Origin of the sequence: Rhodoferax sp. OV413 (assembly GCF_900104385.1) — a bacterium.
GTDB lineage: Bacteria > Pseudomonadota > Gammaproteobacteria > Burkholderiales > Burkholderiaceae_C > Rhodoferax_B.
In genome coordinates this window covers 365,746-388,503 of the sequence record NZ_FNJA01000001.1, presented here as the reverse complement: position 1 = coordinate 388,503, position 22,758 = coordinate 365,746, and the positions used below count along the sequence as shown (strand labels likewise).

The following is a 22,758-nucleotide window of genomic DNA, read 5'->3' as shown; positions in this document are numbered from 1 at the left end:
AATGCTTAAAAAATGCGCTGTTTTTAGCGCACCAGCAGCACCGGCACGTTGCAGTGCGCCAGCACCTGGGTGGCCACCGAGCCCATCACCAGATTGGTCAGCGCACTATGGCCGTGCGAGCCCATCACCACCATGTCGCATTTCTCGACATCGGCAAACTGGGCAATGGTTTCGCCGGCCCGCCCCATCTTCCAGCTGGTCTTGGCATCGATACCGTGGCGCAGCAGGAACTCACTGACCGGGGCCAGCACTTTCTCGGCTTCCTCCAGCGCATAGTTGTCCACCGCCTCCTTGCCCACCGCGCTGCGTACCCGCGGCGGAATCGTGGGCTGCACGGTCAGCACGATGTAGTCGTTGACGGTGGCAAACAGCTCGTTGTGCGTGGCCAGGTAGGCCAGCATTTTCTTGGTGTGGGCGCTGCCGTCCACGGCGAGGAGAATTTTCATGCGATGCCTCCATTGGTTTGTGCGTACCAGTGTAGCCAGGGGGCTCCACCGGTGTTTGCGCTAAATCAATGTTGGCAACGTTGGCAATGCGCCGGTGTCGCGCTAGTCCAGCAGCTCGGGCTCGGCCTGCACCAGTCCCTCGTACAGGCTCTCAAACGAATGCAGCGCGCCCTCGGGCTTGCCTATCTGTTCGTGCGTGTGGCGGGCCGTGGCTTCGTCAATCGGCTTGGGCGTGCCCGCGGCTTCGGCCAGCAGCTGGGTGTGGCAGGCGTTGTCCAGTGCGATGTACCACCAGGCAGCGGCTTCCACCGTCGGGCCGGCGGTGAGGATGCCGTGGTTCTGCAGGATCGCGCCCTTGCGGTCGCCCAGGGCCTTGGCGATGCGCAGGCCTTCGCTTTCATCCACCACCATGCCGGTGAAGTCGTCGAACAGCGCCACATCGTCGTGGAACACGCAGGCGTCTTGCGTCAGCGTGTCGAGCTTGCGGCCCAGGGTCGACCAGGCTTTGCCGTAGGTTGAATGGGTGTGCGCTGCGGCAACGATCTTCGGGTTGTATTCGTGGATCGCTGCGTGGATGGCAAACGCCGCCTTGTTCAGTGGCCGGTCGCCGATCACGGTCTCACCCTTGCTGTTCACCAACAGCAGGTCCGACACCTTGATGCGTGAGAAATGCACGCCCAGCGGGTTCACCCAGAAATGGTCGCTCAACTCCGGGTCGCGCGCAGTGATGTGGCCGGCCAGGCCCTGGGCAAAGCCGAAACGGGCAAACAGCCGGAAGGCGCCCGCCAAGCGCTCCTGCCGGTGCCGGCGCTCGGCCTCGATGCTGGTGCGCGCCGGGATGGGGTCGAACCAGAACTTCTGCTGTGGATGCGGGTTTAGCGGCAGGCGCGTGCTGCGATCTATGGAGAGTACGGCGCTCATGCGGCTTTCCTTTGCGATGCGATGCGTTGGGCCACCAGTTCGCGGGTGCGCGGGATCAGCTCGCGGCCGTAGTCGGTGGCGTCTTCCAGCGGGTCGAAGCCGCGTATCAAGAAGGTGGTGACGCCCAGGTCGTAGTAGTCGAGCAGGGCGTCGGCCACCTGTTCGGGTGTCCCGACCAGGGCCGTGCTGTTGGATCGGCCGCCAATGGCCTGCGCCACCGCGGTCCAGAGCCGCTTGTCGACGCGCGGGCCTTTGTCGGCGGCGGCCAGCAGCCGCTTTGCGCCCTCGCTTTGCTGCGGCCCGCCAACGCCAAAGCCTTGCACCACGCGCAGGCGCTTGGTCTCGGCCAGGATGGCTTCGGCGCGCGCCCAGGCCTTGTCTTCGGTCTCGGCCAGGATGGGGCGGAAGGACACCGAGAAACGCACTTGCCGGCCATGCTTGGCGGCCTCGGCACGCACGCGGGTGGTCAGTTCGCGCGCCTGTTCCAGCGATTCGCCCCACAGCGCGTACACATCGGCATGCTTGCCGGCGACCGGAATCGCGGCTTCCGACGCGCCGCCGAAGTACACCGGCACATGCGGCCGGCCGTTCAAGCTCTGCACCGGTTTCACGTCGGAGAAGGCCTTCTGGAAGCGGTAGTGCGCGCCCTGGTGGTCGAAAGGTTTGTCGGCCGTCCAGACCTTGCGCAGCACGTCCAGGTATTCGTCGGTGCGGGCGTAGCGCTGGTCGTGGTCCAGCCAGTCGCCGTCGCGCTTTTGCTCGTCGTCCGAGCCGCCGGAGATGTAGTGCACGGCCAGCCGGCCGCCGCTGAATTGGTCGAGCGAGGCGAACTGGCGTGCCGCCAACGTAGGCGAAACAAAGCCGGGGCGGTGCGCCAGCATGAAGTGGATGCGCTCGGTCACCGAAGCAGCGTAGGCCACCGTCAGCGTGGCGTCGGGGCTGGTCGAATGGTGGGGCACCAGGACGCGGTCAAAGCCGGCCTGCTCGTGGGCCTGGGCGAAGGCGCGCACATAGTCGCGGTCGATGGACGGGCCTTGGGCGGCATGGATTTCCGAGACCTTGTGGGTCTGGATCATGCCGATGAATTCAACGTCGTTCTGGCTCATGGAGTGTCCTTGGAAAGAATATGGGGGAGGGGGCAGGGTCAGGCGCGGCGCAGCAGGTTGTCGAAGCTGCGGTCCCAGAATGGCACTACATTCGCCGGGCCATCGAGCACGCCGAGCTTCTGGAAGGTGTCGGCCACGTCCTGGTGGCTGCGCACCACCTTGTCGTCGACAGCGGCCAGGCTGTAGTCGCTGCTGCGGCCGTTGAACAGCTCGACCAGGTCGCCCACCGGTACCCGGGTCTCGGCCGACTGGGCCTTGGCATAGGCCAGGTAGTTGCCGTTGATCCAGGCAAAGGATCGCTGCAAACGCTGCAGCAGGTCGCCGATGGCGGCGCGGCGCGGCGCGTCGTCCAGGGTGCGCGGGTTGGCGTAGATCGGGAAGTTGCCCGACAGATAACCCACCGCCGTCTTGATGGTGCGCGCGCCGTATTGGGTCCGCGCCAGCTGGCCGTTGTAGCCGTAGATGGCCCAGGCATCCAGGTCGCCGCGGGCAAAGGCCGACAGGCCATCGGCTGGCGTCAGGCTGACCGCGTCGATGTCGCTGAACGACAGCCCGACCTCGGCCAGTTGCTTGGCCAGGTAGTAGTGGGCGGTGGTGGCGCGCACATAGCCGATGCGCTTGCCTTTGAAGTCGGCGATGCTGCGGATGGACGAGTCTTTGCGCGCCAGGGTGGCCTGGTTGTTCAGGTCTTCGTGGGTCACGGCGACGAAGCGCACATGGGCTTTTTGCCGCGCGGCAAAGACGGCCGGGATCTCGCTGCCCGAGCCCAGGTCCAGCGCGTCGCCGTTGATGGCCTCGATGTGCAGCACGCCGTTGTTGAATTCGCGCCAGTCGATCTTGTACGGTGTATTCGCCTGGCCGGACGCCTGCAGCAGAGGGCGCCACAGGCCCTTGTAGGTGCCGACGCGCAGGGTCACGCCGCTGAGGTCTTGGGACGGGGTGGCGGAGGCCCCCTGGGCGGCGCCGAGGCCGGTGGCGCCCAGCGCAGCGGCGGCTTGCAGCCATTCGCGGCGGGTTAATAGAGAAGTTTTCATGCCTTGCACCGTAACCAGGGCGGCGCCAAAAGCCAACGCAGAAAAACGCATGTCCATAGTTGGAATGCGTTGTTGGGCTGCGCGACCCGGCTTGCTAACTTCGCGGCATGACCGATCTACAACACTCTTCTCTTTCGCGCCGCCAATGGCTGCAACGCGCTGCGGCTCTACCGGCTTTCTCTGCTATCTCCGCCTTTCCCATGATCGGCCGGGCCCAGACGCTGCCGGCACTGGTGCTGGGCGACCAGGCCGGTGGCCTGCGTGCGCTGTTCGAAGCGTCCAAGGCGCTGGACGGCGCACCGTTCAGCTGGCGTTGGGCCAACTTCCAGGGCGCAGCGCCACTGTTTGAAGCCCAGCGCAGCGGTGCGGTGGACACGGCCATGGCCGGTGATTTACCGGTGCTGGCCGCCGCGGTGGGCAAGACGCCGCTGAAGATCGTCGCCACCCGCGTCGGCAAGCCGGAGTCGCTGGGCATCGTGGTGCAGGGCGACTCAAAGCTGCGCAGCGTGGCCGATCTGCGCGGGCAGACGGTGGTGGTGTCGTCGGCACGCGGCAGCATTTCGCAGTACCAGCTGTATGGCGCGCTGGAAGAAGCCGGCGTGCGGCGCGACGAAGTCACCATCAAGTTCGTGCTGCCCACCGATGCGTCGACCGCGTTCTCGTCCAAGCAGATCGACGCCTGGGCGATCTTTGACCCGTACTACACGATTGCACTGCAAAACGGCGGCCGCATCCTGCGCGACGGGCGCGGCATCAATACCGCGCTGGGCTTCATTACTGCCAGCGAAGAAGCCCTGGTCGATGCCGGCAAGCGCAAAGCCATCGTGCAGTTTCTGGACCGCCTGGCCCGCGCCGGCGACTGGGCGCTGGCGCATCCCGAAGCCTATGCCCAGGCCTACACCCAGCTGACCCGGCTGCCCATCGAGGCCTCGCGCACCATCACCGCGCGTGCGGCGGTGACAGGCCGACCCGTCAGCGAGGCCGACATCGCCGCGCTGCAGACCGTGGCCGACCGCTCGGCCCGCGACGGCATCCTGCCGGTGCGCGTCGATGTGCGCGCCATCACCGACGCGCAGGTCTGGCAGCGCGCAGGCTGAAAGCAAAACGCTCCTGTTTTTGATGTCAAAAACAGGAGCGTCTCCCGCAGGTGCTACCTGCGCTACAGCCTTATTTGATGCCTAAAAATAGGCCTCCAACTTACATGCCCGCGTAGTTCGGCCCACCGCCGCCTTCGGGTGTCACCCACACGATGTTCTGCGTCGGGTCCTTGATGTCGCAGGTCTTGCAGTGCACGCAGTTCTGCGCGTTGATCTGCAGCCGGTCCTGGCCGGCGTCGGTCTTCACGAACTCGTACACGCCGGCCGGGCAGTAGCGCGCCTCGGGGCCGGCGTAGGTGTGCAGGTTGATGTTGACCGGCACGCTGGCATCCTTCAAGGTCAGATGCGCGGGCTGGTTTTCTGCGTGGTTGGTGTTGCTGATGAACACGCTGCTCAGGCGGTCGAAGGTCAGCTTGCCATCCGGCTTGGGGTAGACGATGGGCTTGCACTCGGCCGCGGGCTTGAGGTAGGCGTGGTCGGGTTTGTCGCGGTGCAGGGTCCAGGGGATGTGGCCCTTGAACAGGAACTGCTCGATGCCGTTCATCAGCGTGGCGGTGAACAAGCCCTTCTTGAACCAGGCCTTGAAGTTGCGCGCCTTGTGCAGCTCGGTGTGCAGCCAGCTTTTTTCAAACGCAGCCGGGTAGGCGCTGAGCTCGTCGTGCTGGCGGCCGCTGGTCACCGCCTCGTAAGCGGCTTCGGCGGCCAGCATGCCGGTTTTGATGGCGGCGTGGCTGCCCTTGATGCGGCTGACGTTCAGGTAGCCGGCATCGCAGCCGACCAGTGCGCCACCGGGGAACACGGTCTTGGGCAGGCTGGACAGGCCGCCAGCGGTGATGGCGCGGGCGCCGTAGCCCAGGCGTTTGGCCGGCTTGATGCCGTGCTCGGCATCGCCTTCCAGGTACCAGCGCACATTCGGGTGGGTCTTCCAGCGCTGGAATTCCTCGAACGGGCTGAGATACGGGTTGCTGTAGTCCAGGCCGGTGATGAAGCCCAGAGTGACCTTGTTGCCCTCCATGTGGTACAGGAAAGCGCCGCCGTAGGTGCTGCTGTCCATGGGCCAGCCGGCGGTGTGCATCACGAAGCCGGGCTGGTGGCGTTTGGGGTCGATCTCCCAGACTTCCTTGATGCCCAGGCCGTAGGTTTGCGGGTCTTTGCCGGCGTCGAGCTTGAACTTGGCAATCAGCTGTTTGCCCAGATGGCCGCGTGCGCCTTCGGCGAACACGGTGTACTTGGCGTGCAGTTCCATGCCGATCTGGAAGTCGGCCGTGGGCTCGCCTTCTTTGCTGACGCCCATATTGCCGGTGGCCACACCTTTGACGGAGCCATCATCGTTGTACAGCACCTCGGCGGCGGCGAAGCCGGGGAAGATTTCTACGCCCAGGGCTTCGGCCTGCTCGCCCAGCCATTTGGTCAGCGCGCCCAGGCTGATGATGTAGTTGCCGTGGTTCTGGAAGCAGTCGGGCAGCAGCAGATTGGGTGTGCGGAAGGCCGACTTTTCGCCCAGGAAAATCATCGCATCGTCGGTCACCGGCTGGTTCAGCGGCGCACCCATGGCCTTCCAGTCGGGGAACAGCTCGCTCAGCGCAATCGGGTCCATGATGGCGCCGCTGAGGATGTGGGCGCCGGGCTCGGAGCCTTTCTCCAGCACCACCACCGACACGTCCGTGCCTTTGTCGGCTGCCAGCTGCTTCAGGCGGATGGCCGTGGCCAGGCCACCGGGGCCGCCGCCGACCACCACCACGTCATATTCCATGGCTTCGCGGGGGCCAAACTGGGCGAGGATCTCTTCGTTGGTCATGTCATTCTTTTCTGGTGTGGGGCGGGCGACAGCGGTTACGGCACTGTTACGGGGACGGACAAAATCGCCGCGATTTTATGCGGACTGGCGCAGGCGCACTGTCACAATCGGGCCATTCCTGCATCATCTTGGAGACACTCGCAATGGCATACAGCATGGATCTTTCGGGCCGCGTGGCCTTGGTCACCGGCGCCTCTGGCGGGCTGGGCGCGCAGTTTGCCCGCACACTGGCACAGGCTGGCGCGGCCGTGGTACTGGCCAGCCGCCGCATTGACAAGCTCAAGGAGCTGCGCGCCCACATCATCGCCGAGGGCGGCGACGCCACCGTGGTCGAGCTGGACGTGAGCGACAACGACTCGATCAAATCGGCCGTGGCGCATACCGAGACCGAGGTCGGCTCGATCGACATCCTGGTCAACAACTCGGGCGTCAGCACCACCCAGCGCATCCAGGACGTGAGCGAAGACGACTTCGACTTCATGTTCAACACCAATGTGCGCGGCGCGTTCTTTGTGGCGCAAGAGGTCGGCAAGCGCATGCTGGCGCGCGCTCAGGGCTCGGCGCCGGGCAGCTTTACCGGTGGGCGCATCATCAACATCGCCAGCATGGCCGGGCTCAAGGTGCTGCCGCAGATCGGCGTGTACTGCATGAGCAAGGCCGCGGTGATCCAGATGACCAAGGCCATGGCGGTGGAGTGGGGCAAGTACGGCATCAACGTGAACGCCATCTGCCCCGGCTATATCGACACCGAAATCAACCACCACCACTGGGGCACCGAGCAGGGTCAGAAGCTGGTGAACATGCTGCCGCGCAAGCGCGTCGGCAAGCCGGAAGACCTGGACGCGCTGCTGGTGATGCTGGCTAGCGGGCAGAGCCATTTCATCAATGGTGCGGTGATCGCGGCCGACGATGGCTTTGGTGCTGCCTAACCGTTGCTGACCGGCATTCTGGCCGGCCTGGCGGCCGGTGCGCTGTGGGGCCTGGTGTTCGTCGCGCCACGGGTGCTCAGCGGCTTTGCGCCGGTGGATGTGACCGTGGGGCGGTTTGTTGTCTACGGCGCGTTTGCGGCCGTGCTGGTGTGTGCGGGTTGGCGCTCGCGGCCCCGGCCGACGCGGCAGCAGGCGTGGGCGGCGCTGGGCCTGAGCATGCTGGGGTTTACCGGCTACTACTGGCTGCTGGCCCTGGCGATTGTGGACGCGGGCACCGAGCTGCCGACGCTGATCATCGGCACGATTCCGGTCTGGGTGATGCTGTTGGGCAAGCCCGGGCATTTGCGCTGGTCGGCCTTGCTGCCGGGTCTGGTGCTGACCATTGCCGGGCTGGCGCTGATGCTCGGCGTGCAGCAGGCGGGTGACACCACGGCCTATCCGCATACCTGGCGCGGCATTGGCTTTGCACTGGCGGCCATGGCCAGCTGGACGGCGTTTGCAGTGTGGAACTCGGCCTGGCTGAAGCGCCACCCCGAGGTGCGGGCCAGCGACTGGACCAACTGGCTGGGCATTGCCACCGGTGTCGGCGCCATGGGTTTGTGGCTGCTCGTGGGTTCAGAGCCAAAAGTGCTGCTGGCGCAGGAAGATAAAGCGCTGGCAGCTATTGTATTTGTAGCGATAGGCGTGGGCTCGGGTTGGCTGGCCACCGTCTGCTGGAGCATCGCGTCGCAGCGTTTGGGCGCCAGCCTGTGCGGCCAGCTGATCGTCAGCGAAACCCTGTTCGGCCTGCTGTATTCCTTTGTCTGGGACGGTCAATGGCCCAGCGGCTTGCAGTGGCTGGCTGTATTGCTGTTCACCCTGGGCATCGTCGCCTCGATCCGCGCGCACCGCTAGCCGCGCGGTTTCAGCACGCGCAGCACGTCCAGCGCAGCCCCCAGTTTTTTCTCCACTGCCCAGGGCTCGCCGTGCAGTTGCGCGGCCAGCAGCTCGGCGCAGAGGTGCGCAAAGCTCAGGCCCCGCGATCCCATGGCCGTGCTGACCCACAGGCCGGGCGCGATGCAGCCGACCATAGGCAGGCGATCCGGCGCCGCGCAGCGCACGCCGGCCCAGGCCTGCAGCCTGCCATCGCCGAACTGGGCTTGCAGGGCCAGGGCGGCATCGGGCAGCAGCACCTGCAGGCGTTCCAGGTTGGCCTGGTGGTCGGCAGCGGTGATGTCGGCCTGGGCGTTGTCACGCTCGAAGCTGGCGCCCATGATCCAGCGCCGGCCTTGGGCCGTAGGCAGATCGGGGATGAAGCTGCCGTGGCCGTTGACGGGGTAGGGCGGCAGCACCTCAGCTCCACGCGTGCCCATGTTGACCTGGCCACGTATAGGCTGCAAGGGCAGCGCCACCCCGGCCAGTGCGGCGCTGCCCAGGGCGGCGGCGACCACCACCAGCGGGGCTTGCGCCAGCAGCTGGCCGTCGGTGCCCCAGACTTGCCAGCCATCGGCAACCTGTTGCAAACGCTCAGCCCGGGCATTGCCTTGCCACGTGATGTTGGGCTGGTCCAGCCAGGCCTGTACCAGCCGGGCCGGTTTGATCCAGCCCGCATGCGCATGCCACAGCGGGCTATCGTCGGCGCGCATTTCCTGAACGCCCGAGGGCTGCCAGTCCTCAGTGGCTTTCAGCAAGGCCGCAGCCTGTTGCAGGGTGGCGCGGATACCACTGCGCGACAGGCGCGACAGCTGGTTGTCGTCTTTGGACACCAGCGGCGCCAGCACACCGCCCGGCAGGCCGGATGCCCCGGCTGCAGGCGCCGCAGCGGCGTCCAGTACCGTGACCTTCCAGCCGCGCCGTGCCAGGCTGGCCGCCACCGCCGCGCCGGCCACGCCCGACCCGATGACCACGCAGTGGCTGGGCGGCATGGGCGCGGCCAGCGGTGGTTTGCGCGGCTCCCATTGCGGGTTGAAGCTGCCTTGCAGGTTGTCGCGCTTGGGTGGCACGCCCGGGGTTTTTTGCACCTCAAAGCCGCACTGGGCCAGGCCGTCGCGCACCGCGCGGGCAATGGTCCAGGTGGCGACCCGGGTGCCGCGCCGGCAATGCCGGGCCACGGCTTTCAGCGTGTGCAGGCTCCAGATTTCCGGGTTGCGCTGCGGGCTGAAGCCGTCCAGGTACACGCTGTCGGCCTCGAACACCATTTCCCGCAGCATGGGCTGGGCATCGCCTATGCACAGCGTCAGCATGACCTGGCCGCCTTCAAACACCAGGCGGTGGAAGCCGGGCGACAGCTCCCACCACTGGGCGTGCAATTGCGTGGCCAGCGGCAGGAGTTCGGGGTGGGCCGCAAAGCTGCGCAGCAGGTCGTCGGCGCTGGCGGGCCAGGCTTCGATAGAGACGAAATGCAGCAGTTGGGGGCGTTGCGGGTCGGCCTTCCAGGCAGCCCAGGTAACCAGAAAGTTCAGGCCCAGGCCAAAACCGGTTTCCAGAATCCGCCATTGGGCCTGGTCGGCCCAGGCATCGGGCAGGCCGCAGCCTTTGAAAAAGACCTCGCTGGCTTGGGTGAGCCCGCCGGATTCGCTGCGGTAGCGGTCACTAAAGCGCGGGCTGAACGGCGTGCCGTCGGCCAGCCATTCAATCGGCTCGGCCAAGATCAGGGTGTGGGGGGGACGTAGCCCTGGGCGGCATCGGCGCCGCTGCCGAAGAAGTGGTTTTCCATCTGGCGGGCCAGGTATTGGCGGGCGCGCAGGTCGGCCAGGTTCAGGCGGTTTTCATTCACCAGCATGGTTTGGTGCTTGAGCCAGGCGGCCCAGGCTTCCTTGCTGACGTTCTCCCAAAGGCGTTTGCCCAGATCGCCGGGATACGGGGGGAAGTCCAGGCCTTCGGCTTCTTTGTCGAGTTTGATGCAGTGGACCATGCGTGCCATGTGGGAACCTTATAGATTTAAAGAGAGGGGCGAGCCCGGTGGGCGCGCGATGCAGGGTGCGACTTTAGCAATGTTTGCAACGCCCCAGAGGCGACCCGGGAACTCGCGGCCTGCCGGGACTTTACAGAACTTCATGCCCACCACGTCGGCTTGTTACACGGCTACCACGTTGTGGAATGACTGTATTTGAGGAGACTTTCTATGCGAGCTGCCATTTCTGTTGTGTTGCTAGCCTGTACCGTCAGCGGCTGCGTGGTTGCGCCGTATGGCCCCCGCGCCTATGGCCCGGCGGTGTACGAGCAGCCCGAAGTCGTCGTGCAGCCGCAGGTCTATGTGGCGCCGCGGCCGTACTATTCGCCGTACTACTACGGGCGGCCTGGCTATTGGCGCGGTGGTGGCGGACGCCGCTGAAGCCGCTGACCGCGCGGGAAAGTGCGGACTATCGCTGCGCTGATCCGGTACAGCCCCGCTGCGATTCCGCGCCAGAAGTCGTCCATCGCTTCCCGGCGCAATACCTGGGCCCGGCGCAAGGCCAGCTTGTGTAGCCTTTGGTAGTCTGGGTAGTCTGGTCGTTGCGTACTCATAAATAAAGGCCTCAGCGGCTAGCAGGCTGGGCCTGGACATAGCGGTATTCCTGCGTGCGGCCCTGGTAACCCCAGGCGTCGGCGTGCACTTCCTGCACTACGGCGTAGCTGGCCGGTGCCAAGGGCCCGAGCAGCGACTCCAGCCCGGCAAATACCTGGGCCACGTAGCGGGCTTTTTCATCCTTGGTGTTGGTTCCTTCTGTCACCTGGACGTGCAGGTAGAAGCTGCGCAGATGCTGGCTTGCCAGGGATGCACCGCCAATGAACCAATGCTGTGGATCGACAAATTCGACCGATACCGCGGTGAGTTCGTGCTTCTTCTGAAGGATGCTCGCCGTCAGCTCGGTGAGCAGTGCGCCGACTTCGGAGGCCACGCCAGCAGAGGCGGGCAGGCTGAGTTGGATGTGCAGGTAGGGCATGGAACAGGTCTCGTAGTGGGTGTGGATTGCACTTTAGGCAGTTAAGCAAACTGCCGAAACCGTATGAAAAGCATTTTGGTTTTGCGGTATGTGCAAAACAAGCCACAATCCGGCGATGGATATCCAGCTTGACGACATCGCCTTGTTCGGCCGCATTGCCGAGCTGGGCACGCTGTCTGCCGCGGCCCGCGAGCGGGGTGTGCCGGTCAGCCAGGTGACCCGCGCCCTGGTGCGGCTGGAGGCCGGCTGCGGCGTGCGCCTGGCGCACCGCACCACCCACGGTCTGAGCCTGACCGACGAGGGCGACACCTTTCTGGCCTATGCCCGGCGCATGCTGGACGCTACAGCCGAGCTGGACAGCGAGCTGCGCGGCAAGATCAGCGGCCCCAGTGGCTGGGTGCGGGTCGGCGCCAGTGCGCTGATGGCCGAATCGGTGATTGCCCCGGGCCTGGCTGGCCTGTACCAGCGCCATCCCCAGCTGCATCTGGACATTGCCGCCGACGACCGGGTGGTGGACATGGCGCGGGACGGCATTGACGTGGCGATCCGCACGGGAAGCCCGGCCAGCGACACCCTGGTGGCACGGCAGATCGGCATCCATAGCCGCACCTTGTACGCCGCGCCCGCGTACCTGGCCGCGTTTGGCACGCCGCAGCACCCGGATGATTTGAAGCAGCACCGCATCATCACCAGCAGTGCCAGCCTGGCCATGAACCAATGGGGGCCCGCGGACAGCCCGCAGGACTGGGTGGCCAAAAGCCATACCCGGGCCGATAATTCTGCGGTGATGACCGCGCTGGTGCAGCATGGCGTGGGGATTGCGCGGCTGACCGACTTGATGGCTCGGCCGCTGGTACGCAGTGGTGCCCTGGTGCCGCTGCTGCAAGACCACTTTCCCAGCCCTCCCAGCCCGATCTATGCGGTGATGTTGCAGGAGCGGCACCGGCTGCCCAAGATCCGCGCCTGCGTGGACTACTGGAAGGAGTGGCTGGCGGGCGGGGATGCCGCGGCTTAACCCGTTTGCGTCTTTCTATATTCCAAATCCGGCTATGTAAACAAAAAATCAGTTGTTAGCCGCCTATGGGTTTGCCGGGACAATATTGCTTACAACTTTATTGGTCAGGTTTAAGCATGCGCAATCTTCCCCGTGGTACCGGCTTCCTCCGCTCTTCCGTCACGCTCCGTAGCCTGTTTGCGGGCGTAGTGATCGCCGCCAGCGGCCTGGCATCGGCGCAGCAGACCACGCTGCTCAATGGCTCGTATGACGTGGCACGCGAGTTCTACAAGGACTACAACGCGGCTTTTGTGGCCCATATCAAGAAGACCACTGGCAAGGATGTGAAGATCGACCAGTCGCATGCCGGCTCCAGCGCCATCGCCCGTTCGGTAGCCGAAGGCCTGGACGCTGACGTGGTGACCATGAATACCTCGACCGACATCGACTTCCTGGCCGACAAGGGCGTGGTCGCCAAGGACTGGAATAAGAAGTTCCCGGGCAATGCCTCGCCCACCACGTCGACCATGCTGTTCCTGGTGCGCAATGGCAACCCCAAGGGCATCAAGGACTGGGATGACCTGGTCAAGCCCGGCATCCAGGTGGTGGTGGTGAACCCCAAGACCGGTGGCAACGGCCGCTACGCCTATCTGGCCGCCTGGGGCTACGCCAAGAAGAAGGGTGGCAGTGATGCCCAGGCCGCTGAATTCGTAGCCAAGTTGTACAAGAACGTGCCGGTGCTGGCCCAGGGCGGGCGCGCGGCTACCACCACCTTTCTGCAACGCAATATTGGCGACGTGCTGGTGACCTTCGAGTCCGAAGTGGTGTCGATAGACCGTGAATTCGGCGCCGGCAAGGTCGATGCGGTACACCCCAGCATCAGCGTGGTGGCCGAAAACCCGGTGGCAGTGGTGGAGCGCACGGTGGCCAAGAAGGGCACAGCCGCGCTGGCCAAGGAATACCTGGATTACCTGTACTCCGACGAGGCGCAGGAGATTGCTGCCCAGCACGCTCTGCGTCCGCGCAACGAAGCGATCCTGAAGAAATACGTGGCAGTGTTCAAGCCCATCCAGCTGTTTACGGTGAACGAGCTGTTCGGCAGCCTGGGCGAAGCGCAGAAGGTGCACTTCAACGACGGTGGCCAGTTCGACAAGATCTACACGCTGGGCGCTAAATGACAGCTGCGGTTTTCAATCCCCTGGCACGCGCCAAAACCGGCAAGGCCAAACGGGTGCTGCCCGGTTTCGGCCTGACCCTGGGCTACACGCTGTTCTACCTGTGCGTGATCGTGCTGGTTCCGCTGTCGGCCCTGGTGTTCAACACCCTGAACCTGACCTGGGACCAGTTCGTCACGGCGGTCACGGGCGAGCGGGTAATGGCCTCGTACCGCCTGACCTTTGGCGCCTCGCTGTTTGCCGCGCTGGTGAACCTGGTGTTCGGCCTGCTGGTCGCCTGGGTGCTGGTGCGCTACAACTTTCCCGGCAAGAAGATCGTGGATGCCCTGGTGGACCTGCCGTTCGCCTTGCCCACCGCCGTTGCCGGTATTTCGCTGACGGCATTGCTGGCCGGTAACGGCTGGATCGGCCAGTACCTGGAGCCCATGGGCATCAAGCTGGCGTTTACGCCGGCCGGCATCGTGATTGCGCTGATCTTCATTGGCCTGCCCTTCGTGGTGCGCACGGTGCAGCCGGTACTGGAAGATGCCGAGAAAGAGCTGGAAGAGGCCGCTACCTCGCTGGGCGCGACCCGCTTGCAGATCTTCACCCGCGTGATCCTGCCGCACATCACCCCCGCGCTGCTGACCGGTTTTGCCATGGCCTTTGCCCGGGCGATTGGTGAATACGGCTCGGTGATCTTTATCGCTGGCAATATGCCCCTGGTGTCCGAGATCACGCCGCTGATCATCGTCGGCAAGCTCGAGCAGTACGACTACGCGGGTGCGACCGCGGTGGCGTTGGTGATGCTGGTCATCTCTTTCATCTTGCTGCTGCTGATCAATGCCTTGCAGGCCTGGCAGCGCCGCCACACAGGAGCACCTGCATGAGCGCCAGCCTGAAACCCGCGCGCCGCGCCCAGGCCGGCACCACCGAATCCGCCTGGGTGCGCACCACGCTGCTGAGTGTGGCTCTGGTGTTCCTGTTCCTGTTTTTGGTGTTGCCACTGGCGGCGGTGTTTACCGAGGCCTTCCGCAAAGGCGCTGGCGCTTATTTTGAAGCGCTGCGCGAGCCCGACGCCTGGGACGCGATCAAGCTGACGCTGCTGGCCACCTCGATTGCCGTGCCGCTGAACCTGGTGTTTGGCGTGGCTGCGGCCTGGGCGATTGCCAAGTACGAGTTCTGGGGCAAGTCGTTCCTGACCACGCTGGTGGACCTGCCGTTCTCGGTGTCGCCGGTGGTGGCGGGCCTGGTCTATGTGCTGCTGTTTGGCGCCCATGGCTGGTTCGGCCCCTGGCTGCAGGCGCACGACCTGAAGATCATCTTCGCCGTGCCCGGCATCGTGCTGGCGACGATATTCGTGACCTTTCCGTTCATCGCCCGCGAGCTGATTCCGCTGATGCAGGCCCAGGGCAATGACGAAGAGCAGGCGGCCATCGTGCTCGGTGCGACCGGCTGGCAGACCTTCTGGCACGTGACCCTGCCGAACATCAAATGGGGTCTGCTGTACGGCGTGATCCTGACCAACGCCCGTGCCATGGGCGAGTTTGGCGCGGTGTCGGTGGTGTCCGGCCATATCCGCGGCCAGACCAATACCTTGCCGCTGCACGTAGAAATTTTGTACAACGAATACCAGTCGGTGGCCGCGTTTGCCGTGGCCTCGCTGCTGGCCATCCTGGCGCTGGTGACCCTGGTGATCAAGTCGGTGGCCGAATGGCGCATCGAGCGCGAACTCAAAGCCATCGCCGAAACGCCGCCCGAGCAGCCCGTGCTTGCCAATGTGTCCGCCTCGCTGAGTGCGCGGGTTGCCGTGACTGCCAGTTAAAGAAAGTCCCCCATGAGTATCGAAATCCGCAATATCCACAAGCAGTTCGGCGACTTCACCGCTTTGGGCGATGTCAGCCTAGACATCGAATCCGGCGAACTGGTGGCCTTGCTGGGCCCGTCTGGCTGCGGCAAGACCACGCTGCTGCGCATCATCGCCGGGCTGGAAACGCCAGACGCCGGCAGCATCCATTTCGCCGGCGAAGACACCACCGATGTGCATGTACGCGAGCGCCAGGTCGGCTTTGTGTTCCAGCATTACGCGCTGTTCCGCCACATGACGGTGTTCGAGAACGTGGCCTTCGGCCTGCGTGTCAAACCGCGCGGCCTGCGCCCCAGCGAGGCGGTGATCAAGGCCAAGGTGCACGAGCTGCTGGGCTTGGTGCAGCTTGACTGGCTGGCGAACCGCTACCCGTCGCAGCTGTCCGGCGGTCAACGCCAGCGGATTGCGCTGGCACGCGCCCTGGCCGTTGAGCCCAAGGTCTTGCTGCTGGACGAGCCGTTTGGTGCGCTGGACGCCAAGGTGCGCAAAGAGTTGCGCCGCTGGTTGCGCCGCCTGCACGACGACCTGAACGTGACCAGCATCTTCGTCACCCACGACCAGGAAGAGGCGCTGGAGGTAGCCGACCGCGTGGTGGTGATGAACAAAGGCAAGGTCGAGCAGATCGGCTCGCCGCAACAGGTCTGGGACCACCCGGCTAGCCCCTTTGTCTACGGTTTCCTGGGTGATGTGAACCTGTTCCATGGCCGTGCCCACGAGGGTGAGGTGCAGCTTGAAGGCATCAAGATCCAGGCGCCCGAGCATCCCGATGCGCAGGACGCTAAAGCCTTTGCCTATGTGCGCCCGCATGACATCGAAGTGCGGCGCTATGTGAAGGGCGAGGGCCTGGACGCAGCCGGCAAACCCCTGGGCATGGTGGTGACGTTGAGCCGGGCGTTGGTGATCGGCCCGATTGCCCGTTTGGAACTAACGCCCATCGAGACGAACCAAGCCGTGGACAATACTCTGGACAATCTGGTCGAAGCGCAGTTGCCTGCGCAGCAGTTCCGGGACCTGGGTTTGAACGAGGGCGATACGCTGGTGGTCACACCGCGCCGCGCCAAGGTGTTTGTGGAGTCCGTGTCGGCCTGATGCTCTTGCTCAAAAGTGCGTCCGGTGGGCGCATTTTTTGAAAGCATGGGATGTTGTTGAACTGGATAGATCGCGCGCCGCGCCGCGTATGGTTGCTGGTGTGCCTGGGCTGTATCGGCCTGCTGGCTTTTGGTTTGTACCTGCAGCACGTGGTGGGGCTGGAGCCGTGCCCGATGTGCATCGTGCAGCGCTATGCTCTCGTTTTGGTAGCTATCATCGCAGGCCTTGTAAGCGCTAGCGGCAAAAAAAGCTTGCAAATTGGCGGGGCGTTTCTGGTGCTGCTGGTGGCCGGTTTTGGCGCTTTTGTGGCAGCCCGCCAGAGCTTCCTGCAGTGGTATCCGCCCGAGGTGGCCACTTGCGGCCGCGACCTCTACGGCATGATCGAAACCTTTCCCCTCAAGCGTGCGATCCCCATGATCTTCAAGGGCGGCGGCGATTGCACGGTGATCGACTGGACCTTTCTGGGCGGCTCCATCGCCAACTGGTCGTTCATCTGCTTTGCGTTGATTACGCTGCTGGCGCTGGTGTTCCTGGCGCGCAAGCTCAGCCGCCGTTGAGTAGGGTTTATAATTGAGTGAACACTCAGTTATATTGAATCTCCATGGCCCGACCCCGTAGCGAAGACAAACACGCCGCCATCCTGGATGCTGCGGTGCGGGTGATCGCCGAGCGCGGGCTTTCGGCTACACCGACTTCGGCGATCTCCAAAGCTGCAGGCGTGGCCGAGGGCACGCTGTTCACCTATTTCAAGACCAAGGACGCGCTGGTGAACGCGCTGTACCTGGACATCAAGCGCGAGATGGCAGACACCATGATGGCCAGCTTTCCGCGCCACGCGGCCATCCGCCAGCAGCTGCAGCATGTGTGGGACCGCTATGTGGAATGGGGTGCCGCACAGCCCGCCAAAAAGCTGGCGATGGCCCAGCTGCATACCTCCGCCTACATCACGGCAGAGTCCCGCACCGTGGCTTCGGGACCGTTTGCCGAGATCGAGCAGGTGTGCAAGGCCAGCATCGCCAGCCAGGTGCTGCGCGACTATCCCGTGCCCTTCATCTGGGCCTGCATGTCCAGCCTGGCCGAGGCCACGATAGGCTGCATGGCGCAAGACCCGCAGGCGGCCGCCAGCTACCAGCGTGCGGGTTTTGAAGTGCTGTGGAACGGTATCGCTTTCGCTGCGTAATTTTTTTGATTTTTAGATGCGTGATTACTCACGCATAAAGTGTTCTTGTGACTGCATGCATGGAGAAAACCGCATGGATTGGACTGTGAAAGACATTCCGCCCCAAACCGGCAAGCGGGTGGTGGTGACCGGCGTGGGCGGCCTGGGCTTTGAAACCGCTCTGGCCTTGGCCGGCGCCGGGGCCGAGGTCGTGCTGGCCGGGCGCGACGCCAAGAAAGGCCAGGCCGCGGTCGCGCACATTCTGCGCATCCACCCTAACGCGCAGCTGCGCTTTGGCCTGCTGGATCTGGCGAGCCTGGCCTCGGTCTATGCTTTTGCGGATAGGTTGTTGGCCGAAGCCCAGCCCATCGATATTCTGGTCAACAACGCGGGCGTGATGGCACCACCGCAGCGCCGCAGCACGGCCGATGGATTCGAGCTGCAGCTAGGCACCAACTACCTCGGCCACTTCGCCTTGACCGCGCGCTTGTTACCCCTGCTGTGCCGCAGCCGAGCGGCGCGGGTGGTCAATCTCAGCAGCCTGGCGCACCGCCGTGCCGCCATCCTGTTTGACGATTTGCACTGGGAGCGCAGCTACCAGCCTTGGGCAGCCTATGGCCAGTCTAAGCTGGCCATGCTGATGTTTAGCCTGGAGTTGCAGCGCCGCAGTGCGGCCGAGGGCTGGGGCCTGAGCAGCTATGCGGCCCATCCTGGCTATGCACGTACCGACCTGATTGCGAATGGGCCCGGGCTGGGTGGACTGTTGACCATGGTGAATCGTTGGGCGCTGCCCATCGTCAGCCATTCGGCTGCGCAGGGTGCGCTTCCTGTCTTGCTGGCCGCCATCGGCCCGCAAGCCCAGCCCGGCAGCTATTACGGGCCGCGCGGATTCTATGAACTCAAAGGCCCGCCAGCCCCGGCCGTGGTGGCGGCCCAGGCCCAGGATGCGTCGGTAGCCGCCCGTTTGTGGGCGGTGTCGGATGATTTAACCGGCGCGCATTGGCTGCCCACGCGATAGTTTTACGCTAGCGGAGGGCCGGGGCGTGTTTGCGCATGCCTGGCGGCGGCCTAGGCCGGCCAGACAGGCTGCAACACCATGGTGGTGTGTAGCGTGGCGCCGGGTGCCAGCAGCTGGCCGCCCACGTCGCCTTGGCCTTGCTGGGCCAGGTTCATCCAGTCGGTGCAATTGCTGACCGGCTCGATGCAGAAGGCCTCGCCACCCTTGGGGCAGTACAGAACGAAGTAATCGAAAGGCGCTTCGGCCGTCATCACCAGTGCGGTGCCGGTGTCGGGCCAATCGACGCGGGCGTGGCGGTTCCAGCCTATGAAGTTGTTGTCCAGGTCCAGCGTATCCAACGCGATGCCGCTGCGCAGGGTTTCCAGAAAGGCCGGGGTCTGCAGGCTGGTGGGCATGACTTCGGCATCGCCGCCCCACATGGCTTGCACGCCGGTGGTCAGGCGCGTACCGGGCCGGTGCGGCAGGTACGGATGATGTCCCACGCCGACCGGCATGTCCACTCTGTCCAGGTTGGTGACCGACAAAACCAGTGTCAGGCCAGCCTGCACATCCAGTTTGAACTCTTGCACTGCACGGAACGCATAGGGCCAGTCGCCAGGCGTGTAGTCCAGGGCCAGGGTGGCGTGGTCCGCGGCCTGGGCCAGCACCTGCCAGGGCTGCTGCCAGGCCGTGCCATGGATCGCGTGTTTGGAGTCCGGGTAATTGGAGGCCAGGTTCAAGGCCCGCGGCCCGAAGCTGCTGCGGCCATCGCGGATGCGGTTGGCATAGGGCACCAGCGGGAAGCTGCCCATGGTCCAGGGCTTGGCCGGATCCAGCGTATCGGCTGCGCGCAGCCATTGCTGTTGCTGGGTGCCGCGTTGGCTGTAGAAGCGGGCAATCGAGCCCCCGACCTGCGGGGCCAGGGTCAGATGGAGTTCGCCAGCGCGGAGTTCGATAGAGGTCGTCATGTATTGTCTGATTATTGGTGAGGGAATGCTTTGCAATGGCAGGGCACTTTGGGTCGCCTCTACCGGATCTTCATCGCATATTGTGCGGGCCGAATGTTACTGGCAATGCCATCGCTGGGTTGGTGTGCCTGCAGCTTTACCTGCGGGACAGGGCTTTTTACAGGCCCTGAAATGGGCTTCATCAAGGCTGAGGAAGCAATCTGTATCAAAACGTGATTTGATGGTAATCTGATCTATTTGTAAGACTTTTTGCCAGATTCATTCGGGATGATGACACTATGACGATGGACCTCGTCGGCGACTTGCTCGGCCGACTCGATCAACTCAATGCTATCGGTGCGGCATTGTCCAAAGAACGGGACATCAACGGTTTGCTGGAAGGCATTTTGATTGCCGCCAAGAACATCACCCAGGCTGATGGCGGCACCCTCTACCGCATGACCGAGGATGGCAGTGCGCTGCGTTTCGAAATCATGCGCACCAATTCGCTGGATATCTTTCTGGGCGGCACCACCGGCCGGTCAATTGCTTTTGCGCCCCTGCAGCTGATCAACGCCGAGGGCGGCTTCAACGACACCATGGTCGCCACCTATGTGGCGATCCATGACCGCACGGTGAATGTGGCCGACGCCTATACCGAGCCGGAGTTCGACTTCTCGGGTACCCGCAAGTTCGATACCCAAACCGGCTACCGCTCGCAGTCGTTCCTGGCCGTGCCGCTGAAGAACTTTGAGGGCGAAGTCATCGGTGTGCTGCAGCTCATCAATGCCATGGAGCCCGACACGGGCCGGGTCGTCACCTTCTCCGAGGCCGACCAGCGCCTGGTCGAGTCGCTGGCTTCGCAGGCCGCGATTGCCCTGAGCAACCGGCTGCTGGTGAACCAGCTGGAAACCTTGTTCGAGGCCTTCATCAAGCTGATCAATACCGCGATTGATGAAAAGTCGCCTTATGCGCGCGGCCGTTTCCTGCGGGTGCCGGCGCTGACCATGATGCTGGCCGAGGCGGTGGACGCGGTGACCGAAGGGCCGTATGCGAGTTTCAGCATGACCGAGCGTGACCGCTACGAGCTGAAGATCGCCGGCATGCTGCACGACTGCGGCAAGATTGCCACCCCCGTCCATGTGGTGGACAAAGCCACCAAGTTGCAGACCTTGTACGACCGCATCGGGCTGATCGACACCCGCTTTGAAGTCCTCAAGCGCGATGCCGAGATCGCCATGCTGCGCCAGCAACTGGCCTTGCGCACCTGTACCGATCCGGCTGCCGAGGCGGCGTTGGCCGAGCAAAAGCAAGCGGCCGTGACCCGCATCGAGGCCGACCGGGCATTCCTGCGCGAGGTCAACCCCGGCCAGACCGCCATGACCGACGCCCAACTGCAGCGGGTGCGAGAGATTGGCACCCAGCGCCGCTGGACCAATCCCGAGGGCGCATCTAGCCCCTTCTTGTCAGGCGATGAGCTGGAAAATCTGTCCATCCGCCGTGGCACGCTGAATCCGCAGGAACGCGAAATCGTCAACCACCACATCGTCGCCACCAACCAGATGCTGGAGCAGGTGCCTTGGCCCAAGCACCTGAAGAACGTGCCCGAGTACGCAGGCGCCCACCACGAGCGCATGGACGGCACAGGCTACCCCAAGGGGTTGACCCGACACCAGATGTCCTTGCAGGCGCGCATGCTGGCGCTGTCAGATGTGTTTGAGGCGCTCACCAGCGCCAAACGCCCGTACCGGCCGCGCATGAAGCTGTCCAAGGCGCTAGAGATGATGGTGCGCTTCAGCAAGAACGGGCATATCGACCCCGACCTGTTTGACGTGTTCATGCGCCAGGGCGTGTACCGCCGCTACGCCGAGCAGTTCATGAACCCCGAGCAGCTGGATCTGCCGGCAGACACGCTGCCGTACGTAGCGCCTAGCCCAGTTTTTTAACCAGCACCTGGCTCTTCCGATCCCAGTTGTACTTGCGCTTGCGGGCCTCGGGTAGCCACTCGGGGTCGACCTGCACAAAGCCGCGCTTGATAAACCAGTGCATGGTGCGGGTGGTCAGCACAAAAATGCTTTGCAGGCCAGCGGCGCGGGCGCGCTGCTCAATGCGTTTCAGCACCTTCTCGCCGTCGCCTTGGCCTTGCACCTGGGGCGACACTGTCAGCGCGGCCATTTCGCCGGTCTGGGCTTCGGGGTAAGGGTAGAGCGCTGCGCAGGCGAAGATCACGCCATCGTGCTCCACCACGGTGTACAGGTTGGCATCGCGTTCGATCTCGGTACGGCTGCGTTTGACCAAGGTGCCATCTTTTTCGAACGGCTCGATCAGCTGCAAGATGCCGCCCACATCGTCCACCAGGGCCTCGCGCAGACTTTCCAGTTTTTCGTCGACCACCATGGTGCCTATGCCGTCATGCACGTAGACCTCCAGCAGGATCGCGCCGTCTACCGCAAACGGGATGATGTGGCTGCGCTCCACGCCGGATTTGCAGGCCTTGACGCAGTGCTGCAGGTAGAACGCGGTGTCGCTGGGCCGGTTGGCGGCGGGCAGCTCGGCCAGCAGTTTCTCGGCCACGGCCAGCGGCAGCTCGGTGTCGATGGGGTTGTCTTCGCTCTCCGGTTCGTCGGGGCGGGTGCGGATGCCGGGCACCTCGGTCAGGAAGATCAGCTTGTCGGCTTGCAGCGCGCTGGCGACCGACGTGGCTACTTCTTCCATGGTCAGGTTGAAGGCTTCGCCGGTGGGCGAAAAGCCGAAGGGCGACAGCAGTAGCATCGCCCCCATGTCGAGCACACGGGTAATGCCACCGGTATCCACCTTGCGCACCAGGCCCGAATGCTGAAAGTCCACCCCGTCCACAATGCCGACCGGCCGGGCGGTGATGAAGTTGCCTGAAATCACCCGCACGGTGCTACCGGCCATTGGCGTATTTGGCAGGCCTTGGCTGAAGGCGGCTTCGATCTCGTAACGCAGCTGGCCCGCGGCTTCCTGGGCGCAGTCCAACGCAACTTCGTCGGTGATGCGGATACCGTGGGAATACCTGGGCGCGTGGCCCTTGGCCTTCAGCTGTTCATTCACCTGGGGGCGAAAGCCATGCACCAGCACGATCTTCACGCCCATGCTCTGGATCATCGCCAGGTCTTGTGCCAAGTTCGGCAGCTTGCCTGCGGCAATGGCTTCGCCGGCCAGGCCAACCACAAAAGTCTGGTTGCGAAATTTGTGGATATACGGTGCCACCGACCGAAACCAGGGCACAAAGGTGAAATTGAATACAGAGGTCATGGCACGCGCAAAAAAGGTGGCAGGGCAAAGTTATTG

General features: G+C 64.1%; 23 protein-coding genes. 13 read left to right on the top strand and 10 right to left on the bottom strand.

Features of this window, described 5'->3' with window-relative positions; translation table 11 throughout:
• Positions 1-23: 23 nt before the first annotated feature.
• From BLT66_RS01830 to BLT66_RS01815, 4 genes are all read right to left on the bottom strand, one after another.
• Complete coding sequence (locus BLT66_RS01830; protein WP_092755056.1) at positions 24-446, bottom strand: universal stress protein; 423 nt, start codon at positions 444-446, stop codon at positions 24-26.
• 102 nt (positions 447-548) lie between these two features.
• Positions 549-1,367 (bottom strand): class II aldolase/adducin family protein, encoded by an 819-nt coding sequence (locus BLT66_RS01825; protein WP_092755053.1) that lies wholly within the window; start codon positions 1,365-1,367, stop codon positions 549-551.
• Positions 1,364-2,473: an LLM class flavin-dependent oxidoreductase gene (locus BLT66_RS01820; protein ID WP_092755050.1), complete on the bottom strand. Its 1,110-nt coding sequence runs from the start codon at positions 2,471-2,473 to the stop codon at positions 1,364-1,366. The genes BLT66_RS01825 and BLT66_RS01820 overlap by 4 nt, the downstream gene beginning before the upstream one ends.
• Positions 2,474-2,511: 38 nt before the next feature.
• A complete protein-coding gene (locus tag BLT66_RS01815; protein WP_092756970.1) occupies positions 2,512-3,507 on the bottom strand; it encodes an ABC transporter substrate-binding protein in 996 nt (331 codons plus the stop codon).
• A gap of 107 nt (positions 3,508-3,614) precedes the next feature.
• On the opposite strand from BLT66_RS01815, the gene BLT66_RS01810 reads away from it, so the two are divergent.
• A complete protein-coding gene (locus BLT66_RS01810; protein WP_092755047.1) occupies positions 3,615-4,604 on the top strand; it encodes an ABC transporter substrate-binding protein in 990 nt (329 codons plus the stop codon).
• 100 nt (positions 4,605-4,704) lie between these two features.
• On the opposite strand, the gene BLT66_RS01805 is transcribed toward BLT66_RS01810, so the two are convergent.
• Positions 4,705-6,402, bottom strand: a complete 1,698-nt coding sequence (locus tag BLT66_RS01805; RefSeq protein WP_092755044.1) for an electron transfer flavoprotein-ubiquinone oxidoreductase — start codon at positions 6,400-6,402, stop codon at positions 4,705-4,707.
• Positions 6,403-6,545: 143 nt separating this feature from the next.
• Between BLT66_RS01805 and BLT66_RS01800 the strand changes: the two genes are divergently transcribed.
• Together BLT66_RS01800 and BLT66_RS01795 are read left to right on the top strand one after the other, a co-directional pair.
• Positions 6,546-7,331: an SDR family oxidoreductase gene (locus BLT66_RS01800; RefSeq protein ID WP_092755041.1), complete on the top strand. Its 786-nt coding sequence runs from the start codon at positions 6,546-6,548 to the stop codon at positions 7,329-7,331.
• A 3-nt stretch (positions 7,332-7,334) separates the two neighbouring features.
• Positions 7,335-8,225, top strand: coding sequence for a DMT family transporter (locus tag BLT66_RS01795; protein WP_092755038.1), 891 nt, complete (start codon positions 7,335-7,337; stop codon positions 8,223-8,225).
• Here the strand turns inward: BLT66_RS01795 and mnmD are convergent.
• Together mnmD and BLT66_RS01785 are read right to left on the bottom strand one after the other, a co-directional pair.
• A complete protein-coding gene (gene mnmD, locus BLT66_RS01790; RefSeq protein WP_092755035.1) occupies positions 8,222-9,958 on the bottom strand; it encodes a tRNA (5-methylaminomethyl-2-thiouridine)(34)-methyltransferase MnmC2 in 1,737 nt (578 codons plus the stop codon). The genes BLT66_RS01795 and mnmD overlap by 4 nt on opposite strands.
• Before the next feature lie 2 nt (positions 9,959-9,960).
• Entirely contained in the window at positions 9,961-10,233 is a 273-nt protein-coding gene (locus tag BLT66_RS01785; protein ID WP_092755032.1) for an oxidative damage protection protein, read from the bottom strand.
• A gap of 201 nt (positions 10,234-10,434) precedes the next feature.
• Here BLT66_RS01785 and BLT66_RS01780 point away from each other — a divergent pair, with 201 nt between their 5' ends.
• Complete coding sequence (locus BLT66_RS01780) at positions 10,435-10,644, top strand: hypothetical protein (RefSeq protein WP_092755029.1); 210 nt, start codon at positions 10,435-10,437, stop codon at positions 10,642-10,644.
• 184 nt (positions 10,645-10,828) lie between these two features.
• Here the strand turns inward: BLT66_RS01780 and BLT66_RS01775 are convergent, their stop codons facing one another.
• Complete coding sequence (locus BLT66_RS01775; protein ID WP_092755026.1) at positions 10,829-11,236, bottom strand: tautomerase family protein; 408 nt, start codon at positions 11,234-11,236, stop codon at positions 10,829-10,831.
• A 115-nt stretch (positions 11,237-11,351) separates the two neighbouring features.
• Between BLT66_RS01775 and BLT66_RS01770 the strand changes: the two genes are divergently transcribed.
• The 8 genes from BLT66_RS01770 (at position 11,352) to BLT66_RS01735 (ending at position 18,517) form a co-directional block, all read left to right on the top strand.
• Positions 11,352-12,251 (top strand): LysR family transcriptional regulator, encoded by a 900-nt coding sequence (locus BLT66_RS01770; protein WP_092755023.1) that lies wholly within the window; start codon positions 11,352-11,354, stop codon positions 12,249-12,251.
• 116 nt (positions 12,252-12,367) lie between these two features.
• Complete coding sequence (locus tag BLT66_RS01765; protein ID WP_092755020.1) at positions 12,368-13,408, top strand: sulfate ABC transporter substrate-binding protein; 1,041 nt, start codon at positions 12,368-12,370, stop codon at positions 13,406-13,408.
• Entirely contained in the window at positions 13,405-14,274 is an 870-nt protein-coding gene (gene cysT / locus BLT66_RS01760; protein ID WP_092755017.1) for a sulfate ABC transporter permease subunit CysT, read from the top strand. The genes BLT66_RS01765 and cysT overlap by 4 nt, the downstream gene beginning before the upstream one ends.
• Positions 14,271-15,209: a sulfate ABC transporter permease subunit CysW gene (gene cysW / locus BLT66_RS01755; protein ID WP_092755014.1), complete on the top strand. Its 939-nt coding sequence runs from the start codon at positions 14,271-14,273 to the stop codon at positions 15,207-15,209. Before cysT ends, cysW begins: the two co-directional genes overlap by 4 nt.
• 12 nt (positions 15,210-15,221) lie before the next feature.
• Positions 15,222-16,340 carry a sulfate/molybdate ABC transporter ATP-binding protein gene (locus tag BLT66_RS01750; protein WP_092755012.1) on the top strand — a complete coding sequence of 373 codons (1,119 nt, stop codon included), beginning with the start codon at positions 15,222-15,224 and terminating at the stop codon, positions 16,338-16,340.
• Positions 16,341-16,390: 50 nt separating this feature from the next.
• Positions 16,391-16,897, top strand: a complete 507-nt coding sequence (locus BLT66_RS01745) for a disulfide bond formation protein B (protein ID WP_092755010.1) — start codon at positions 16,391-16,393, stop codon at positions 16,895-16,897.
• 44 nt (positions 16,898-16,941) lie between these two features.
• A complete protein-coding gene (locus BLT66_RS01740) occupies positions 16,942-17,520 on the top strand; it encodes a TetR/AcrR family transcriptional regulator (protein WP_092755008.1) in 579 nt (192 codons plus the stop codon).
• A 73-nt stretch (positions 17,521-17,593) separates the two neighbouring features.
• Positions 17,594-18,517, top strand: coding sequence for an SDR family oxidoreductase (locus BLT66_RS01735; protein WP_218922544.1), 924 nt, complete (start codon positions 17,594-17,596; stop codon positions 18,515-18,517).
• A 50-nt stretch (positions 18,518-18,567) separates the two neighbouring features.
• On the opposite strand, the gene BLT66_RS01730 is transcribed toward BLT66_RS01735, so the two are convergent.
• Positions 18,568-19,464 carry an aldose 1-epimerase gene (locus tag BLT66_RS01730; RefSeq protein ID WP_092755004.1) on the bottom strand — a complete coding sequence of 299 codons (897 nt, stop codon included), beginning with the start codon at positions 19,462-19,464 and terminating at the stop codon, positions 18,568-18,570.
• Between the two features lie 278 nt (positions 19,465-19,742).
• On the opposite strand from BLT66_RS01730, the gene BLT66_RS01725 reads away from it, so the two are divergent.
• Positions 19,743-21,389 (top strand): HD family phosphohydrolase, encoded by a 1,647-nt coding sequence (locus BLT66_RS01725; protein WP_218922543.1) that lies wholly within the window; start codon positions 19,743-19,745, stop codon positions 21,387-21,389.
• Here the strand turns inward: BLT66_RS01725 and argA are convergent.
• Positions 21,373-22,722, bottom strand: a complete 1,350-nt coding sequence (gene argA / locus BLT66_RS01720; RefSeq protein ID WP_092755000.1) for an amino-acid N-acetyltransferase — start codon at positions 22,720-22,722, stop codon at positions 21,373-21,375. The two genes, BLT66_RS01725 and argA, sit on opposite strands and share 17 nt — an antisense overlap.
• Positions 22,723-22,758 lie beyond the last annotated feature (36 nt).

Bases quoted from the DNA above. Each gene is read 5' to 3' on its own strand.
- BLT66_RS01830 (WP_092755056.1), bottom strand. From the start codon at position 446: ATGAAAATTCTCCTCGCCGTGGACGGCAGCGCCCACACCAAGAAAATG.
- BLT66_RS01825 (WP_092755053.1), bottom strand. From the start codon at position 1,367: ATGAGCGCCGTACTCTCCATAGATCGCAGCACGCGCCTGCCGCTAAAC.
- BLT66_RS01820 (WP_092755050.1), bottom strand. From the start codon at position 2,473: ATGAGCCAGAACGACGTTGAATTCATCGGCATGATCCAGACCCACAAG.
- BLT66_RS01815 (WP_092756970.1), bottom strand. From the start codon at position 3,507: ATGAAAACTTCTCTATTAACCCGCCGCGAATGGCTGCAAGCCGCCGCT.
- BLT66_RS01810 (WP_092755047.1), top strand. From the start codon at position 3,615: ATGACCGATCTACAACACTCTTCTCTTTCGCGCCGCCAATGGCTGCAA.
- BLT66_RS01805 (WP_092755044.1), bottom strand. From the start codon at position 6,402: ATGACCAACGAAGAGATCCTCGCCCAGTTTGGCCCCCGCGAAGCCATG.
- BLT66_RS01800 (WP_092755041.1), top strand. From the start codon at position 6,546: ATGGCATACAGCATGGATCTTTCGGGCCGCGTGGCCTTGGTCACCGGC.
- BLT66_RS01785 (WP_092755032.1), bottom strand. From the start codon at position 10,233: ATGGCACGCATGGTCCACTGCATCAAACTCGACAAAGAAGCCGAAGGC.
- BLT66_RS01780 (WP_092755029.1), top strand. From the start codon at position 10,435: ATGCGAGCTGCCATTTCTGTTGTGTTGCTAGCCTGTACCGTCAGCGGC.
- BLT66_RS01775 (WP_092755026.1), bottom strand. From the start codon at position 11,236: ATGCCCTACCTGCACATCCAACTCAGCCTGCCCGCCTCTGCTGGCGTG.
- BLT66_RS01770 (WP_092755023.1), top strand. From the start codon at position 11,352: ATGGATATCCAGCTTGACGACATCGCCTTGTTCGGCCGCATTGCCGAG.
- BLT66_RS01765 (WP_092755020.1), top strand. From the start codon at position 12,368: ATGCGCAATCTTCCCCGTGGTACCGGCTTCCTCCGCTCTTCCGTCACG.
- cysT (WP_092755017.1), top strand. From the start codon at position 13,405: ATGACAGCTGCGGTTTTCAATCCCCTGGCACGCGCCAAAACCGGCAAG.
- cysW (WP_092755014.1), top strand. From the start codon at position 14,271: ATGAGCGCCAGCCTGAAACCCGCGCGCCGCGCCCAGGCCGGCACCACC.
- BLT66_RS01750 (WP_092755012.1), top strand. From the start codon at position 15,222: ATGAGTATCGAAATCCGCAATATCCACAAGCAGTTCGGCGACTTCACC.
- BLT66_RS01745 (WP_092755010.1), top strand. From the start codon at position 16,391: ATGTTGTTGAACTGGATAGATCGCGCGCCGCGCCGCGTATGGTTGCTG.
- BLT66_RS01740 (WP_092755008.1), top strand. From the start codon at position 16,942: ATGGCCCGACCCCGTAGCGAAGACAAACACGCCGCCATCCTGGATGCT.
- BLT66_RS01735 (WP_218922544.1), top strand. From the start codon at position 17,594: ATGGATTGGACTGTGAAAGACATTCCGCCCCAAACCGGCAAGCGGGTG.
- BLT66_RS01730 (WP_092755004.1), bottom strand. From the start codon at position 19,464: ATGACGACCTCTATCGAACTCCGCGCTGGCGAACTCCATCTGACCCTG.
- BLT66_RS01725 (WP_218922543.1), top strand. From the start codon at position 19,743: ATGACGATGGACCTCGTCGGCGACTTGCTCGGCCGACTCGATCAACTC.
- argA (WP_092755000.1), bottom strand. From the start codon at position 22,722: ATGACCTCTGTATTCAATTTCACCTTTGTGCCCTGGTTTCGGTCGGTG.